The 16,798-nt window shown below is 37.0% G+C and carries 14 protein-coding genes; 1 reads left to right on the top strand and 13 read right to left on the bottom strand.

Annotation, left to right across the window (positions count from 1 at the left end; genetic code table 11):
- Window positions 1-10: 10 nt before the first annotated feature.
- From FS608_RS07550 to FS608_RS07515, 9 genes are all read right to left on the bottom strand, one after another.
- Window positions 11-1,069, bottom strand: a complete 1,059-nt coding sequence (locus FS608_RS07550; RefSeq protein WP_260871622.1) for an alpha/beta fold hydrolase — start codon at window positions 1,067-1,069, stop codon at window positions 11-13.
- 5 nt (window positions 1,070-1,074) lie between these two features.
- On the bottom strand, window positions 1,075-1,623 hold the full coding sequence (locus tag FS608_RS07545; protein ID WP_144548663.1) for a hypothetical protein: 549 nt from the start codon (window positions 1,621-1,623) through the stop codon (window positions 1,075-1,077).
- 19 nt (window positions 1,624-1,642) lie between these two features.
- Window positions 1,643-2,296 (bottom strand): hypothetical protein, encoded by a 654-nt coding sequence (locus tag FS608_RS07540; protein ID WP_144548662.1) that lies wholly within the window; start codon window positions 2,294-2,296, stop codon window positions 1,643-1,645.
- A 46-nt stretch (window positions 2,297-2,342) separates the two neighbouring features.
- Window positions 2,343-2,465, bottom strand: coding sequence for a hypothetical protein (locus FS608_RS31195; RefSeq protein WP_260871621.1), 123 nt, complete (start codon window positions 2,463-2,465; stop codon window positions 2,343-2,345).
- Window positions 2,455-5,058, bottom strand: a complete 2,604-nt coding sequence (adhE, locus tag FS608_RS07535; protein ID WP_144548661.1) for a bifunctional acetaldehyde-CoA/alcohol dehydrogenase — start codon at window positions 5,056-5,058, stop codon at window positions 2,455-2,457. The genes FS608_RS31195 and adhE overlap by 11 nt, the downstream gene beginning before the upstream one ends.
- Window positions 5,059-5,273: 215 nt before the next feature.
- A complete protein-coding gene (gene ppc, locus FS608_RS07530; protein WP_144548660.1) occupies window positions 5,274-8,033 on the bottom strand; it encodes a phosphoenolpyruvate carboxylase in 2,760 nt (919 codons plus the stop codon).
- A 171-nt stretch (window positions 8,034-8,204) separates the two neighbouring features.
- Window positions 8,205-9,356: a cadherin-like beta sandwich domain-containing protein gene (locus FS608_RS07525; protein WP_144548659.1), complete on the bottom strand. Its 1,152-nt coding sequence runs from the start codon at window positions 9,354-9,356 to the stop codon at window positions 8,205-8,207.
- Between the two features lie 84 nt (window positions 9,357-9,440).
- Window positions 9,441-9,890, bottom strand: a complete 450-nt coding sequence (locus FS608_RS07520) for an SRPBCC family protein (protein ID WP_144548658.1) — start codon at window positions 9,888-9,890, stop codon at window positions 9,441-9,443.
- 140 nt (window positions 9,891-10,030) lie between these two features.
- On the bottom strand, window positions 10,031-11,212 hold the full coding sequence (locus FS608_RS07515; protein WP_144548657.1) for an LL-diaminopimelate aminotransferase: 1,182 nt from the start codon (window positions 11,210-11,212) through the stop codon (window positions 10,031-10,033).
- A 178-nt stretch (window positions 11,213-11,390) separates the two neighbouring features.
- Between FS608_RS07515 and FS608_RS07510 the strand changes: the two genes are divergently transcribed.
- Window positions 11,391-12,026 (top strand): YczE/YyaS/YitT family protein, encoded by a 636-nt coding sequence (locus tag FS608_RS07510; protein ID WP_144548656.1) that lies wholly within the window; start codon window positions 11,391-11,393, stop codon window positions 12,024-12,026.
- A gap of 101 nt (window positions 12,027-12,127) precedes the next feature.
- Here FS608_RS07510 and FS608_RS07505 read toward each other — a convergent pair whose 3' ends face one another.
- The 4 genes from FS608_RS07505 to FS608_RS07490 all read right to left on the bottom strand — a co-directional run bounded on the left by FS608_RS07505 (window position 12,128) and on the right by FS608_RS07490 (window position 16,525).
- The gene (locus FS608_RS07505; protein ID WP_144549379.1) at window positions 12,128-12,784 is read right to left on the bottom strand and encodes a YcnI family copper-binding membrane protein; all 657 of its coding nucleotides are present in this window, start codon (window positions 12,782-12,784) and stop codon (window positions 12,128-12,130) included.
- A gap of 30 nt (window positions 12,785-12,814) precedes the next feature.
- Window positions 12,815-14,464 (bottom strand): copper resistance CopC/CopD family protein, encoded by a 1,650-nt coding sequence (locus FS608_RS07500; RefSeq protein WP_144548655.1) that lies wholly within the window; start codon window positions 14,462-14,464, stop codon window positions 12,815-12,817.
- 293 nt (window positions 14,465-14,757) lie between these two features.
- On the bottom strand, window positions 14,758-16,125 hold the full coding sequence (locus tag FS608_RS07495) for a 4Fe-4S binding protein (protein WP_144548654.1): 1,368 nt from the start codon (window positions 16,123-16,125) through the stop codon (window positions 14,758-14,760).
- A complete protein-coding gene (locus FS608_RS07490) occupies window positions 16,112-16,525 on the bottom strand; it encodes a hypothetical protein (RefSeq protein WP_144548653.1) in 414 nt (137 codons plus the stop codon). Before FS608_RS07490 ends, FS608_RS07495 begins: the two co-directional genes overlap by 14 nt.
- Window positions 16,526-16,798 lie beyond the last annotated feature (273 nt).

Raw genomic sequence — 16,798 nt, 5'->3', positions numbered from 1 at the left:
AAAGAAATTCCTAAATTTCTTGTGACCGTGAGCAAAGCCATTTGTCCGCGAAGATGGCAAACTTTCCGGTTAAGGCTAAAGAAACGTGTCCACCTTCAAATACCTCGTATGTCTTATCTTCACTGGAAACCATGTCAATAACAGGGAGGCTTTGTTTCTCTAGTATCAAAGTATCTCGTGATGTTGAGAAGACAAAGAGTGAACAATGGATATTTTTTAAATCTACTTTCCTGCTGCCAATTGTCAGCTCTCCTTTTAGGAGTTTGTTATCTTTATAGAGATCATTAAATAGCTGTTTGAAAGCAGCCCCTGAAAACGATGCGGAGTCTTTTGTCCACTTGTCCATCCGCCGCCACTTTTTAACATATTCATTATCATGTGCACGGGAAATCAGGTTTACCAATGGACTAACGTAGACGGGTGAAAGTCCTCTAAACATTCCGTACATTATTTCAGATGGAATAACACCATAAACCTCAGAAAGTCGATCAAAATTAATTGTCCCTTTTTGAAGTCCCTTTAACCACTTATCCGGAACGATTCCTATACTGAAATCAATTGGTACCGTTGCTAGGACTAAATTCTTAATAGGCAAGTTTGTTAGTGAGGTAAAAATAGCGGCAATTGTGCCTCCTAAACAATAGCCAATCATCGATATTTCTTTCGCTCCGGAATGTCGTAACGCACGTTTGACGCCATTTTCCAAATAATCAAGAATATAATTATCAAGAGTGATATCACTATCTTCATAATCAGGGGAACCCCAATCAAGGAAGTAAACATCATATCCTCTTTCCGTTAATCCTCCTACTACACTACTTCCTTCCCCAACATCTAAAATATACGATTTATTTAGAAGTGAATAGACTAAAAACACAGGGATTTGATATTTTTTTTCTTTAGCAGGATGATAATATAATGTTGATTTATTTTTTTTCCAAACAATTTCTCTCGTTGTTGGAACAATATCCGGTTTCGGTTCTGTTAAGACTTTATAGACTTGTTCCCATCTTAAAGATTCCTTTTTCAAATCCACTAATGGAATATTTCCTAGTGCTTTAGCAATCATCATTCTCAGCCCCTTCCATCATCACTGCCAGCACCAGTCAGAACAAGCTCATTTTCCCTGTCTTTTGTCTGCAATGGCTGCACAAGATTTTTCAAGGCTGCAAGTTCCTGTTTAATATCTGTTAATTGAGAGATTTCTTGTCTTAAATTTTGAAACTCTGTTTGAATGAAAGCTGATACATCCTTCATCTGTTTTATAATCGTCACCATTTCTTGAAACATTGCTACGTTTCCCTTATTTAAGGCTTCTAAACTATCCTGTAAATTCCAAACCTGTTCTTCTAAAATATCAATTTTTTCTTCGGTTTGAAGAGATAATTTTGCTACATTTGCAATATCTTTTTTGGTTGGAATATTCATTACACCCGCCATGAGTTCTTGGTTCTTTCTTAACCGCTCCATATATCTTGCATGACCGTCTGTCCCAACCTTAAGAAGTCGAACGAACTCATTATTGTCAGTCAGCATGTAAAGCATGCCATTCAATTGTCTTTCCCACATTTCACTTATTCTTCTAAATCCTTGCAATGGATCATAGGTTTTATCCTTCGACATATGCTTTTTGTCTCCTTATTTAGGAATTTGTTATCTCTTCTTCTTTCTCCAAGTATTTATTAAACGGAAACATCAACGGTTTAATTTGTCGTGCAAATAGATCAATAAAACCTTTTTGATTTTCATAGATTAGGTTTCCAACTTGTTTAACTGCCTTGATATATTGCTTCCTGCCTTTTTTCCTAAGAGCCACATACTGCTCTATCGTTTCAAGATATTTATCCATTGCTTGATTTTTGCTAATAACTTGGCAAGGTTTACTTAGAATCGACATGCTTCTTTTTTGAAGTTGATCAATCTGGGCATTGATTTCTTCGTATGACCTAAGTGGAAAGAAATGCTGCAGACTAGTGGTGGACATCAAAAATTCTTCTCTTGCGGTCCTTTCCCATTCAGTAAATTCCTTATTAAATTTCTCTGCCATTTCTTTTAAGTTTTCTTGATTCCTTTGGATGTTATCAGCAATAAACATGGCCTCTTTTAAAAATACCTCGTCTCTGAAGTCTGAACGCTTAGCCCATTCGTCTAATTCATGAAATGCATTGTGCCAGAGAATGTCTAGGCTTGATAGTTGTGCATCGCTCACCTCTTTTTCTCTAATTTGTTCATCGTCCTTATTGGTGGATTCAAGGATAGGTTCTTGCTTTTTTTCAATTTTTCTTTTCTTAGACATCCTACTCGCATCCTTTTATGAATTTTTTTCTTCCTTTTTGGCTGTGTTAAACTTGTCTGTTGATTTCCGTTCCAGGCACTTCGCTTTCCGCGGCCGTGCCTGGAACGAAGGTCAACAGAGTGCCAAAATCAACAATATTCTTTAACACAGCCTTCTTTTTAAATACCACTAAAGGCCTGACGATAAATTTCTGCAAGTTCTTCTATAAATGGTTGTTTTGGATTTGCAAGCGTATCCTGATCGTCGAATGCACGTTCTGCGAGAACTGCTACTTTGCTTTCAAATACTTCTTTACCTACCCCGCTTGCTTCTATACTCATCGGGATTTCTAGTTCCTTTGTTAATTTAATAATTGCTTGTACTAGGCTTTCAATACCTTCCTCTGTCGTCCCCGCAGGAAGCCCAAGCATTTTAGCAATTTCCGCATAACGTTCATCGGCTATGAAACTTTCATATTTAGGGTATGTCATGAACTTATTTGGTTTGGCTGCATTGTAACGGATTACATGCGGCAAAAGAATCGCATTGGCGCGTCCATGTGGAATATTAAATTCAGCCCCTAAAACATGGGCAAGACTGTGGTTTATGCCTAGGAAGGAATTGGCGAAAGCCATCCCTGCTATTGTAGAAGCATTATGCATTTTTTCACGGGCAAGTTCATTACTTCCATCTTGGTAAGCTATTGGCAAATACTTAAATACAAGTTGAATGGCTTTTAATGCAAGTCCATCTGTAAAGTCATTAGCCAATACGGAAACATACGATTCAATCGCGTGTGTCAACACATCCATCCCTGTGTCAGCGGTAACATGCTTCGGAACTGTCATAACAAACTGTGGATCGATAATGGCTACATCCGGTGTCAATTGGAAATCCGCAAGTGGATATTTTATATTTGTTTTATTATCTGAAATAACTGAGAAGGCTGTGACCTCTGAACCCGTTCCGGATGTTGTTGGAATCGCAACAAATTTTGCTTTTCCACGTAGCGCTGGGAATTTAACTACTCTTTTACTTGGATCAAAGAATTTTTGTGTTAAGCTATGAAAATCAGTTTCTGGATGTTCGTAAAATAACCACATCGCTTTTGCGGCATCCATCACCGAGCCGCCGCCAAGAGCAATAATACAATCTGGCTGAAATCTTCTCATCCGCTCTGCACCACTTATTACCGTATCAATGCTAGGTTCAGGCTCAATTTCGGAGAATGCTTCAAATTGAATTGTCCTTTGATTCTTGTTTAGATAGTAGACAACTTTGTCAACATAGCCATTTTTAACAGCACTGTTGCTTGTAACAATAAATGCCTTTGAGATTCCTGGAATAGACGCTAGCATTTGGATTGAATTTTTTTCATAGAAAATTTGCGATGGTACTTTAAACCACTGGGGAAATGTTCTTCTTTTTGCAACCTTTTTAATATTTAAGAGATTTTGTGCTCCTACATTTTGTGACACAGCGTTCCCTCCATAAGTACCACATCCAATCGTTAATGACGGTAAGGATGTATTATAAATATCCCCGATTGCACCATGCGTCGATGGGGTATTGACCATGATTCGCCCTGCCTTCATACGTAGTGCAAACAAATCTACTAAACCTTGGTCTGCGGTATGAATAGCAGCTGAATGGCCAAGACCACCATATTCTAAGGTTTCTTCCGCAATTTGCATGCCCTCTTCAAAACTATTAACCTTGTAACAGGCAAGAATCGGACTTAGTTTTTCACATGAGAGAGCATATTTTGGCCCTACGCCATCTAGTTCTGCAATGAGAATCTTGGTATTTACAGGAACATTCACTCCTGCCAATTTGGCAATCATTGTGGCTGGTAATCCGACAATTAAATGATTAATTGTATTTGTCTTTTCAAAAATGGCAACCTTCTCTACCATTAATCTTTCTTCTTCATTAAGGTAATAACAATTATTTGAAATCAGTTCCTGTTTCACTTCATCATAAATTTCTTGATCAATAATTAATGCTTGTTCAGAAGCGCAGATCATCCCGTTATCAAAGGTTTTCGATAGGATTATGTCGTTAACAGCCCTTTTGATATTTGCTGTTTTTTCAATATAACAGGGTACATTTCCTGCACCAACCCCAAGTGCCGGTTTCCCTGAACTGTAAGCTGCTTTTACCAAATTTGGTCCACCCGTTGCTAGAATGAGAGAAACCTTCGGATGCTTCATTAAGGCCTGAAACGCTTCATGTGAAGGAACTTCAATCCACTGAATGCAATTCTCTGGTGCACCTGCCCTAATGGCTGCTTCCTTCAGTAAAATCGCAGTCTCCTTACAACATTTTTGGCCAAACTGTGGGAATGCAAAAATAATTGGGTTCCTTGTTTTAAGCGAAATCAATGATTTAAAAATTACAGTCGATGTTGGATTTGTTATTGGAATAACGGCAGCAATCACACCTACTGGCTCGGCGAACTCTACCATTCCTTCATTTTCGTTTTCGTTGATTACACCAACAGTTTTCATATCTCTAATATTGTTATAAATGAACTCAGTGGCAAACATATTTTTGAATACCTTATCTTCATAAACTCCTCTTCTTGTTTCATTTACAGCCAATTTTGCAAGATTCTTATGATTTTGAAGAGCAGTAAGAGCCATTTGTTTGACGATTTCATCAACCATCTCTTGGTTGTATGTACGAAATTCACTAAGTGCTTTCTCTGCATTATTTGCTAATGTATCAATCATTGAAGTGATTAGATGTTTTTCATGTACAACCTTTTCTTCAACTGCCATATAATATCCCTCCGAGATCATACCTTTTTTCAATCCTTTTCTCTTCTGGATAAAATATAGCACGATGAACAAATCGAAATATGTCGAATTTTGCGCAAAAATGAATGAACAACCATTCATTTTAAAGAAATTCATAAAATGTTCATAAATCATCCATTACATTAAAAAAAGCCATAAATTCTTTTTTAAAAAGAATTTATGGCTTACTTTATAAATCAACCAGTATTCCGTAGTCCAGCAGATATTCCACTGATGGTTAGCAAAACTTCAATTAATAGGTCTTCGTTGGAGCCACCCTGACTTCGCAGTTCTTTTATTAACTCCACTTGTAAAAAGTTTAACGGATCGACATATGGATTCCTTCTAAATACCGATTCTTTAATATTTGGTGTATGATCAAGCAATTCCTTATCACCTGTAATTTGGAGAAGAATTTCTTTTGTTCTTTCATATTCTTCAAGAATATTAGTAAAGATCCGTTCAGCCATATTTTGGTCTTCAACAAGTGATAAATATTCTCTGGCCGTCGTAATGTCTGCTTTCATTAATGCCATTTGTAAATTATCAATCGTTGATCGGAAAAACGGCCATTTTTCATACATATTCTGAAGAATATGCAAATTTTGTTCTCCCTTTGCTGCAAATCCTGCTAAACCAGTTCCGGCTGCATACCATGCAGGAAGCAGTTGGCGGCTTTGCGTCCAAGCGAATACCCAAGGAATGGCCCGTAAATCTTCAAATCGTCCTTGATTTTTTCTGCTCATTGGTCTGGAGCCAATGTTTAAATCCCCTAGCTCTCTTAGTGGTGTCGCTTCAGTGAAATAGGTAAGGAAATCTGAATCACCAAACACCAATGATTGATATTTTGTTAAAGCTAAGCTTGAGATTTCTTCAATCGTCTCAACCCAGATTGGATCACGTTTCTGACCTTGCTCTGCTTCTTTAGAAATATGTGTAACTGCTAAAAGTAACGTGGAGGTAGCTTGTTCTAAACTGCGGTAGGCAATATCCTCAAGCAAATATCTTGAAGATAATACCTCACCTTGCTCGGTTATTTTGACTCCATCCCCAATTGTTTCAGCCGGCTGAGACAGGATACTTTTATTTAATGGACCGCCGCCACGGCCTAATGAACCACCACGGCCATGGAAGAACTTAAGTCCGATTTGATATCTTTTCGCCATTTCATGAATCTCAATTTGAGCCTTATATAGTTTCCAGTTAGCTGTCAACGTACCACCATCTTTGCTTCCGTCCGAGTACCCAAGCATAATTTCCTGCTGGTCCCCCAATATTTGCAAATGATTACGATAGACAGGCATCTCGAAAAGGGTTTCCATTATTTTTGGTCCAGCTGTTAAATCGTCGATTGTTTCCAATAATGGTGCCACATGTAAATGACTTTCTAATGTGCCATCTGCGTGAAGTCGATAAATCCCAGCCTCTTTTGCAAGTACAAGGACCTCAAGCAAATCACTCGGTGATTTCGTCATGCTCACAAGATAAACGGAAATAGCTCGCTTTCCGAATTCTTCGTGTGCCTTCTTAATTGTTTGGAACACTTTAATCATTTCCTGTGTTTCCACAGAGTAGTCTTCATTTAGTAATAACAATGGACGAGGATCCAATAAGATATTTTGCAATATGTTTAGTTTTTCTTCTTCAGAAAGTTCCGCATAATTCTCGGTGATACTGACTTTGCGCAATATTTCTGTCATGGCTGCTTCATGTTCGCCGCTATGATTTCGAATATCGAGTGTAGCTAAATGAAACCCAAATAATTGGACTTGTCGGATCAGCTTTTGAATAATTTTTGATTCATGTGCTGCTGGATGATGCTTTTTCAAACTCCTTTTAATCACATACAAGTCTTCTAATAATTCTTCGGAAGATTTATAGCCTAAGTCCGTTTTTCCTACTTGTTTTACACGTTCAATAATAATTGCAAATGCACGGCGGTATGCCTCACCTTTATTTGGCCATTTTTTGTCATCCGTTAAATAAATATCCTCTTGCTCAATTAATGTAAGAAGCTCATCACTTACCTCCACCCTTGAAGTGGAATGACTGTATCGTTTCATTAATTCGACTAAGGCATTTTTATATTTTTTTAAGACGAGTCTTCTTTGTTTTTTCAATGTCTCCCAAGTGACATCATGTGTAACGTTTGGATTTCCATCCCGGTCACCACCGATCCATGAACCAAAACGCAAGAAATTAGGAACTTTCCATTGTGTATTAGTGAAGTTCTTCTCTAAACATTCCGCCACTTCTTGATGAATTTCAGGCAGAACTTCGAAAAGAGTTTGATCAAAATAATACAAACCATTTCGAACTTCATCTAAAACAGTCGGCTTATTCTGTCGTAATTCATCCGTTTGCCAAAGTATTGAAACTTCGTTAAACAAACTTTCTTCCAGCTTTTTTCTTTCTCTTCTTGTTAATAACGGGTGATCGAGTTTTTTAAGAATTTCAGCAATTCGCTGCTGAATCTCCAGTATGGAGCGTTTCGTTGCCTCTGTTGGATGAGCTGTAATTACAAGCTCAAGAGATAGGGTATTTAAGGTATCTTGAATGACATCTTCTTCTATATTATTCTCTTTAAGCAAAAGAACAGCACTTTCAATAGAAGCGGGTTGGACAACCCTTTCTTCTTGAAGTTGGTACTGTCTTCTTCTACGCATACGATGGTTCTGTTCCGCTGCATTAATTAAATGAAAATACATTGAGAATGCTCGAATAACTTGTTTCCTCATCGGTGCATCTAAACTAGAAATTTCTTCTTTTAAGGCATCATAAATTGATTGATCAAAATGTTCCCTTAATGTTTTACACATTAAACGTATTTTTTCCACTTTATCAAATAATGCAGAACCACTGTGATTTATCAGAATATCTCCTAACATTTTCCCCAGTAATTTCACATCACGACGCAACGGAAGACTGCTGTCATTTAATTTTACTTCTGTTGTCATACTGCCACCTTCCTTTAATCTCAAAATTCGCTAAATTTTTTATTTATTAATATACCACAATTTTAAAGGACATGTTAAAAATAAGTTTTCTTTTTTTTTAATAAATTTTTAATTATACGAAAAAAACCTGCACTGTGCAGGTTTTTTAGGATTTTCTAATAAGTAATTTTTTTAAGATTCTTTATCAAACACAAGTACATATGTCTTTCGATCATCATCATCATACGTAACGACCACAGAAATAATTGTTTTCTTGTCACTTTCCAGTTTTATTGTTTTGCTCGTTTCTCCTTCAATTAATATTTCAGAACTGCTATATTTTGCAATCGGCTCTAGTGTTATTTCGTCCATATCACTTGAAACCGTCACATGGTACGTAAACTCATTACTTGTAAACGCGCTATCAAATGTTCCTTCAGATACTGACAGTGACGATAGTAATGCTTTACTTACTTTTTCGGTATTTAAGGAACTTTGCTGTTGAGATGTTGGCAGTGAAGCATTAGTCCGATTATTTGTTTTTGTATTGGGCTGTATAGAACCTAGATTATTGTTTAAATTTTTTGCAGGTGTTTTAACTTCAGCTGGTGTCTCTTCTACAACTTTATCATCAACATCTTTCTCTCTTGTAACGTGGATGGTATAAATTTTCATCGTGCCATTTTCAGCAGTTACCGTGATTATAATATCTGACTGACCAACGGGAAGCGAAACATCCACTCCATCTTTCCCTGCTACAGTAGAATTCACCCTTATTGTTGAAGTTGCTTCTATAGCTGTCGGTTTAAATGTAATGGCAGGAACTTCATTTGGAACATTGACCTTATAGTCATTAACATCTGAAGAAAATTTGGGTGATAACTCACCTTTTGATAGTTCAATACTTTGCAAGAAAGTATTCGCATTTTTCTCTCTTGTTACCGTCAGGGTATAGGTATTGGATGAACCATTGCCATTATTTACAAAAATAATAAACTTATTTTCACCTGTTTGAAGGGTGTAGGTTCCTATTGACCCATGGATAATCACCTGATCGTTGATTGTAATCGATGAATCTGTATTAGAGCTATCTACTAATAGCTTTATATTTTCAACCTCGTTCCCAACTGTGGCAGTATATTCAAATAAATCTGCATTGAATTTCTGATCGAGCTCCATTCCTTCAATTTCTAATTTTGAAAGAGTGCTCGCTAGTTGGTTTTCTTGAACTGTTGTCGTGTTAGTTTCAGCATAGGCAGATGTTATGGGTGATCCAGTTCCCAACCATGCCAGTGAAAAAACTAGGATTACATTTAGGGCTTTGTTTGATTTTAATGGTTTCATTGTTAATCCTCCTGTCCTCTATCTTGGGGGATAGTGGAATTTGGACTAACTTTATCATGGGTTGCTTAAGTTTATCTTAATTTTTTACCTGCGATGAAATTCTTCTAACTTTGTAGAAATGACTGAGGCTACCTCATCATCCGATTTTTGGAGTGCTTTTTTAAAAAGGGAATTAGCTAATGATCCCATCGGCCCTGATGCATTGATTTCTAAAAAGCCCGTTACACGAGTTTTATTTTTATTTAAGGCTTTTGCTTCAAAATAACCTTCGCCTAAATGTTTTTCATTTGAACGTTTTAATTCAAAAGATACTCTGGATGGTTCGTTCCACTCTTTAATATCTATTAATAAACTAACCTTTTTTTTCATAACGCCGAGATCACTCTTAAATTCCCAACTGATTTGACGTTCATTTCTCTTTTCATGTTGAATATAGCCAGGTACAAGCGGTGCCCAATTGTTTTCGTCTCGAATAAAGTCCCAAATCACTTCAATCGGGATATCTAACTCTAAATGTTGTAAATCGCTTAGCATTTTATCCCTCTTTCATTATCAAAATAAAAGACCCTCATTTGGCAGAAGGTCTTTTACAAAATATATGAAGAAATTTATGTTTATAGAAGAGGCGTGAAACAGTTTTCCAAAAATATCCTCATCACAGATGATGTTACTTTTTACTTATTTCTTGAATATTCCATTAGGAATTCATGAATTCGTTCAGCTGCCTGGGATAGTCGTTCTGGTGGTTGTACCATGGCAATCCGAACATAGCCCTCGCCCAGGTTTCCAAACGCATCACCAGGAATGACAGCCACTCCGGCTTGATCAATCAATTCAAAGGCAAACTCTCGGGATTTCCAGCCTGCAGGGATTCTTGCCCACACAAACATGGTTGCAGGAGACTTAGCCACGTGCCAACCGCTTTTTTCAAGCCCAGAAATCAACACATCGCGGCGAAGTTCATATTCATTCACCTGTGTTTTAAGAAAAGCGAAATCTGAAGTTAACGCCCTTACGGCTGCTTTTTGGATAGGATAAAAGACTCCATAATCTATGTGAGATTTAAATGAAGCCAAGATCTCAATGGCTTGCTCATTGCCAACGACATAGCCGATACGGCATCCTGCCATATTAAAGGTTTTCGAAAGGGAATTAAATTCAATACCAATCTCCTTTGCCCCTGGAACCGACATGAAACTAAGTTGTGGATTCCCATCGAAGATCAACTCAGAGTACGCAAAATCATGAACAACCAAAATATTGTGATGCTTAGCAAAGGAAACTACCTTTTCAAAAAATGACTGATCCGCTAAAGCAGTTACAGGGTTACCAGGATAACTGATTATCATCATTTTCGTTTTATCTAACACATCTAACGGAATTTCCTCAAGCATTGGCAGGAATCTGTTTTCAGCTAATAACGGCATTGGATAGATAACCCCGCCTGCAATATTTACACTTGCCTCATAGATAGGATACCCGGGATCCGGTACCAATACATAATCACCAGGATTAATGATAGCCGTAGCCAAATGAGCAAGACCATCCTGAGACCCCATCAGCTGCAATACTTCAGATTCTGGGTTGACGTCAACCGCATATCTTTGCTTATAAAAATAACTTACCGCGTGATTAAATGCAGGTATCCCTGATAGGGTATAGCCATATTTGCTTGAATCACAGGCAAAATCAATCAATGTATCCACAACAAATTGCGGCGGAGGAAAATCTGGACTTCCTACACTTAAATCAATAACATCCATACCTGCTTTAATCGCTTTAAGCTTTCGATTAGCTACCTCTTGAAAAATACTAGCCGACATTTTTTTCACTTTTTCAGAAGCAACGAGATTCATAGATATCCCTCTATCCTAAATAAAATTTCAATAATTCAAACATATTTAAATTATATCAGTCTAACGAATTCAATTCTATATTTCAATATAATCATTGATTATTATCAAAACATAATTTAGAATCTTAAGATAGGTTTTAATATTCAGGAAAAAGGCTTTATGTGGAGGTAACTGAAAAATGAAGCTGGTTCAATATTTATTATTTTTTGCGGGACTAACCTTTTTTGGCTTAGGAAATGCAATTGCCGTTAAGGTAAAATATGTGGGCCTACATCCTTGGGAGGTACTGAATGTTGCGCTATTTGAACATTTTGGTTTCACCATTGGAACCTGGGGAGTCATATGCGGGCTGATCCTGATAATCATTTCTTTTTTTGTAGCAAGGAGTTATATTAGCATAGGTACTATACTTAATGCCTTATGTATTGGACCTATCATGGACTTTTTCCTCTGGTTAGATATTCTCCCAAAAGCAACAGGTACTTGGGTTGATTATCTCATTCTTCTCTGTGGAATCATAATTACAGGGGTCGGCGGCGGGATGTACGTTGCAGCAGGAATCGGTGCGGGTCCTCGCGATGGCTTTATGTTATCCATCTCCGATAAAACTAAGTTATCAGTTAGTCAGGCTCGCATTATCGTAGAAAGCATTGTCCTATTGATTGGTCTATTGTTAGGTGGGCCTGTGTTTATTGCTACTTTCCTTTATACATTTATTCAAAGTCCAATTTTCCATCATTCTCTAAAGCTATTTAAGACATTAGTAGAAGCGATCAAAAAGAAAAAAAGCCAACCACAAGGTATTGTTTTTTAACTAAGATCATGAGGCCACCATTTTTTATATGATGGCCAATTGCTTTATTTAGAAAACCTTAAAAAATAGAAGATGCCCACGGCATCTTCTATTTTTTAAGGTTATTTTTTTCGGATTGCGATAATCAGTGCAGCAAAGGAAAGCAATGCTGCTAATCCAGATAAAATTAGTGATAAAGATGTGGATGTTTCTGTTTTCTTTTCATTCACTTCTGTTTTCGTTTTTTCGTTATCTTTTGTCGGTGTCTTATCACTATGTTCTGTTGTTTGACCGCTATGTTGATCGGTGGTAGAAGCTGTTACAATATCTGTAATCGAATGTGGTGAGTCAGACCCTTCTTCTCCTGTCCATTCGACTATACTGCCATCCTTGTAATATTGAAAAGCATCCCAAGCAGCTTTGGTTGTCTTTTCAGGGTTTTTCGCTACAAAGACAAATTGTTGGAATTGACCACTTAAAATCCCTTCCCCGGTTGCCTCAAAGGTAAATGTTTTTACTTTTCCACTAGCATCCTTTTCAGATGAATAGGTCCAGCCTGGAACGGGTTGATATGACATAATTTCTACACCTGCTGGTGCTTTGACCGTTACTTTCGTAGTAGCTACATCTTTTTCAACTGGCACCTTTAAGGTATAAGTTTCCCATGCCCCTGTTGATGATGTTTTTGGCATTACTGTTACATGAGCACTTGCCATACTTGAGAAGAAAAATAAGCTGATTATTGCCGGAATAAATATTTTTGAAATTCTACCAATCATCTTTTTCATTGTAACTCTCCTTAGATGTTTTTATTGACTTCCCACTAAAACATGGAAATCTGTATCGATACTTTCTAATGACTTTGTTAGAACGTGTACATGTACGTTCCACTTACCAGCCATGCTAAAATGTAAACCTCTCACTTCATACTTTCCTTCAGCCGTATTTGCTAAGTTAACTGTTTCTTTACCCATATCCATTTCAAGCATTGTAAACGTTAAGTGTAATTGTTCAATATCTTTAATAGGCTGACCTGCTTTGTCTTTTAATGTAACTTCAAATAAATTCGTTCCAATAATATTCGGGGTTGCTTTCAGTGTAATTTGCTTGCCTTGATTCACTATATTGGTTTCCTTGTATGGCCCCGGCGACTGAATGGCTGTTGGTAAATTGGTTAAGACTACTGAAAGAATAAGGATCATTAGTCCTATTAAAAGTTCCCCCTTTAATGATGCCCCAAGTCTCTTAGTGGATCCCTTTCTTCCTTTAAAAAGATTCACAGCAGCAAGCAATACCATCAGTATAAATAAACTTACTTTACCTATTAATACCTGTCCATAGTTTGTTTGAATCAGAGCAGAAAGGTTAGGAATATATAATAGGCTGCTATATATTCCTGTAAAGGTTAAGAGAAGAACAATAATTAATCCCCATTTGGAGAAGTTTTTTATCATTCTAAGATAATCCTGTTTTAAATCCGTATTTTTCCGTAATGAAAAGAAGCCGACAAAACCAATTAAACTTCCAATCCAAATCGATGCCCCAAATAAATGAAAGAAATCCATTGCAAGCGGTAATATTTTATTTGATTGGGAAGCGGCATGACTTGTCAAAGACTTTGTCCATAGCAAGGCACTTCCTAGTATAAAACAAGCCCACAAAAGGATGCGTTTCGTACTCTCGGCCATCCTGATGAACGAGGTAAGGAGAACAAGAGTAATGAGAAGGGCGATTTGCAGAAGCCATGAATGACCATAATTCGTGTTCGTTAGGATACTTCCAATTAATGTAAAGCTGAACACTTCACTCCATGGAAAACCAGATTCAATCGTTGCCTGTAGTGGCAAACTTAATAGGATGCTAAAGAATAGGAATGTTAGACTCGCATTAATTAGTCTCCGGAACTTCTTGTCAACTGATTCTATCTCCCTTAACTTCTTGGGCATGACCATCATATAAAAAAAGATTAGCCCAACATAGCAGGCATTGCTAATATATTGAAGCCAACGAATGACGATTAGATCAGCTTTGGGAATATACCCCTTTGTTTCCTTATTGGAAGCAGCTGATGTTTGACCTTCATCACCAATCTGAAATGGAATGACTCCTTCGACAGGATGGCCATCACTTGAAACCACCTTCCATTTAATTCGATAGGATCCATTGGGAAGGCCCTTCTTTAATCCGCTTTTTAAGATAGACGGTTGTTTCGGATCGATTTGCCCATTGTTTTTATCGACTCGATTACCTTTCGAATCAAATACCTTAATGGAGTTAAATGCAGGTTGGATTGATTCATCAAATTTTATTGTTACTTCTGCTGGAGCTTTTTCTACTTTTTCATTTTCCAATGGTGTTGATTTCTTTATGTAGGCGTGCGCCGAAGAAATAGACGGAAATAAAAATAGAAACAGGGCAAGGATTCCTAGTAATGTACTGACCATCTGTTTTGTTTGCAAACCCTCACACCCTTATCATTAATATCATGAAAAATAGTTTTTACTGTCGATACTATGATAATGATAAATAGGGTTAATAACAATATCTTTATCAGACCAACTTGTGACTAATTGTTGAACTTTCTCAGTAATTGAGGAATTTTTTATTAATAATTATCATTAGAAAGTTGGTTTGCAAATAATAATCATAATAGGAAAAGGAAGGGATTAACCAAAACCTCTGAACAGGTTTTAGTTAATCCCTTTCCCTTCTTAAATTAATAATAATAAATACGACATTATTAAATCCTACATTAAACCCTATGCATCATAGGTAAGGAGAATAAATAAATATTAGTGATTGCTAGTATCGTCATAAGTACGTAATATGGCAGCATTGCTATTAAAGATGTCATTTTGCCTCTACCCATTCTGTACACCACATAGCAAGTACCTACCAGCCCGATTAAAATCACTATATACTGAATCATTTGTACGGTTGGAGTTGAAGCGAGACTTAAGCTTTCTGGATTTGAATCTACTCCAAATAATCTAATCGAATTAAACCATACTGCCTTTCCTTCTGTGAAGATGTGGAATAGGTTATGAGCCAGGTGCCCAGCAAGATCTAAAGGAATAATCGCATAGCCAAAACGGGTAAAGTTCTTTTTAATTGAACCTTCCATTCCAAGTAATGATGCTAGTTTTGCAGTTCCTAACAATAAAAGAATTGGTAATGCCATGGCAATGATAAAGGCAATCGTAAAGTTAACAACATAGTTTTCTGTACCAGTCACAGAACCAATTGCATTCAGAATATTTTGCCATGGTTCAAGCATGGTTATATTTTGTACGAACACGATACCCATAATAACAGCAGCTAAAGAGGCATGCTCAAGCTTTGGATTGTTTAATCCCCACAATTCTTTTGTAGGAATTCTTGTTGTAATTTTAACTGAATTGTTTGGACAGTTTTTTACACAGTTTCCGCAAATATTACATTCTGCACCAGACTCCATTGTTCTAGGAAATTGGAACATTGGGCATCCTTCAACACCCTCGGTTCCTTTGTAGCAAGATTGGACTTTACAGGTTTTACAAATATCAGGTGTTGCTTGAACTTTTAATGCACCAGAGCGTGAATAGTTTCCAGCAAGACCACCAAGGAAACAGAGTGTTTTACAAAAGGTTCTTCTTTCATAAAAAACAGAAGTGGCTACAACCATGGTTACGAGTAAAAGCAATAGGTAACCTGAACCTCTTGGCGACTCTACAATTCCCCAAACATGGTCACTATAAGTTATGGCAATAAAGAATAAATCTATCAACCAAATTCCATATTTTCTTAAAAACTTAGGCATTGGTCGCTTGCTGCCAACAAATTTACGAACAATATCACTTAATTTACCGAACGGACAAATGGCACACCAGAAGCGGCCTGTTAGTAAAAATAGGACTGGAATAATCGGCCACCATAACACCCAAGTCATCGTAGTACCAAAGTTTTTACTTGGATCTACGGTACCCATTACTAATTCATAAACTATAATGGAAAATACGAAAATAACAATCCATTGAAAGATTCCTGGATACCATTTGCTTTTAACAAACTTTTTCACAACTAAAATGGATAGAAGATCAAAAGGTTCCTTTTCTGGTAAGTTTTTCTCAGGCATTGCCATTGTTTACATCTCCCATCCGTCTAAACCATTTATTCCAGACACCTATTAGGACAAATGATAGGTTTACTGCCCCATAGGTGCCTAGCACTTTATAGTTTGGTGGTGATTCAACCACTGTTCCATGATGATCATGAGCTGCCCCACTGTTTCCTTCCATGTCCGGTCCACTGTTGTGGTTCATTCCTTCCATGTCGGTTCCACTATCATGGTCCATTCCTTCCATGTCGGTTCCACTGTCATGATTCATAGTGGTATCATCACCACCGGATGTATCCTTTTTCAGATTCTCTTTTGCTTGTTTTAAATTGGGAGTATGAGAATGCCCCGTATCTGCAAATACCCTTACATCAAATGAAAAGATAAATGCTAATGCAAAAATAAATATAAAGATTTTCTTCATTTTTCCACCTCCAAAAATCTAATGCTCTTATGTTTAATGTAATGGGAAAATTTGCAGATTGTATGCATTTTTATTGGAGATAATATGGAGTATTGATTTTCTAGAGATTTGTTCATATATTTGTAAAATCTGCCCTCAAATTTTTTTCACCTTAGCCAAAATCAATCTCAAAAAAGAAGAGCCAAAATGGCTCTTCCAGACTGTAGACAAACTCGAAAAAAACGAGCTTGCCTACAGTTTTTTTGTTGTAAAATAGTAGTAATAAAATCTTGA

The organism is Bacillus sp. X1(2014) (assembly GCF_007678255.1).
The sequence above is the reverse complement of the archived record's forward strand: the minus strand, read 5'-3'. Positions and strand labels throughout refer to the sequence as shown.

Bases quoted from the DNA above. Each gene is read 5' to 3' on its own strand.
- FS608_RS07525 (WP_144548659.1), bottom strand. From the start codon at position 9,356: ATGAAACCATTAAAATCAAACAAAGCCCTAAATGTAATCCTAGTTTTT.
- FS608_RS07490 (WP_144548653.1), bottom strand. From the start codon at position 16,525: ATGAAGAAAATCTTTATATTTATTTTTGCATTAGCATTTATCTTTTCA.
- FS608_RS07545 (WP_144548663.1), bottom strand. From the start codon at position 1,623: ATGTCGAAGGATAAAACCTATGATCCATTGCAAGGATTTAGAAGAATA.
- FS608_RS07510 (WP_144548656.1), top strand. From the start codon at position 11,391: ATGAAGCTGGTTCAATATTTATTATTTTTTGCGGGACTAACCTTTTTT.
- FS608_RS07540 (WP_144548662.1), bottom strand. From the start codon at position 2,296: ATGTCTAAGAAAAGAAAAATTGAAAAAAAGCAAGAACCTATCCTTGAA.
- FS608_RS07495 (WP_144548654.1), bottom strand. From the start codon at position 16,125: ATGGCAATGCCTGAGAAAAACTTACCAGAAAAGGAACCTTTTGATCTT.
- FS608_RS07520 (WP_144548658.1), bottom strand. From the start codon at position 9,890: ATGCTAAGCGATTTACAACATTTAGAGTTAGATATCCCGATTGAAGTG.
- FS608_RS07550 (WP_260871622.1), bottom strand. From the start codon at position 1,069: ATGATTGCTAAAGCACTAGGAAATATTCCATTAGTGGATTTGAAAAAG.
- FS608_RS07515 (WP_144548657.1), bottom strand. From the start codon at position 11,212: ATGAATCTCGTTGCTTCTGAAAAAGTGAAAAAAATGTCGGCTAGTATT.
- adhE (WP_144548661.1), bottom strand. From the start codon at position 5,058: ATGGCAGTTGAAGAAAAGGTTGTACATGAAAAACATCTAATCACTTCA.
- ppc (WP_144548660.1), bottom strand. From the start codon at position 8,033: ATGACAACAGAAGTAAAATTAAATGACAGCAGTCTTCCGTTGCGTCGT.
- FS608_RS07505 (WP_144549379.1), bottom strand. From the start codon at position 12,784: ATGATTGGTAGAATTTCAAAAATATTTATTCCGGCAATAATCAGCTTA.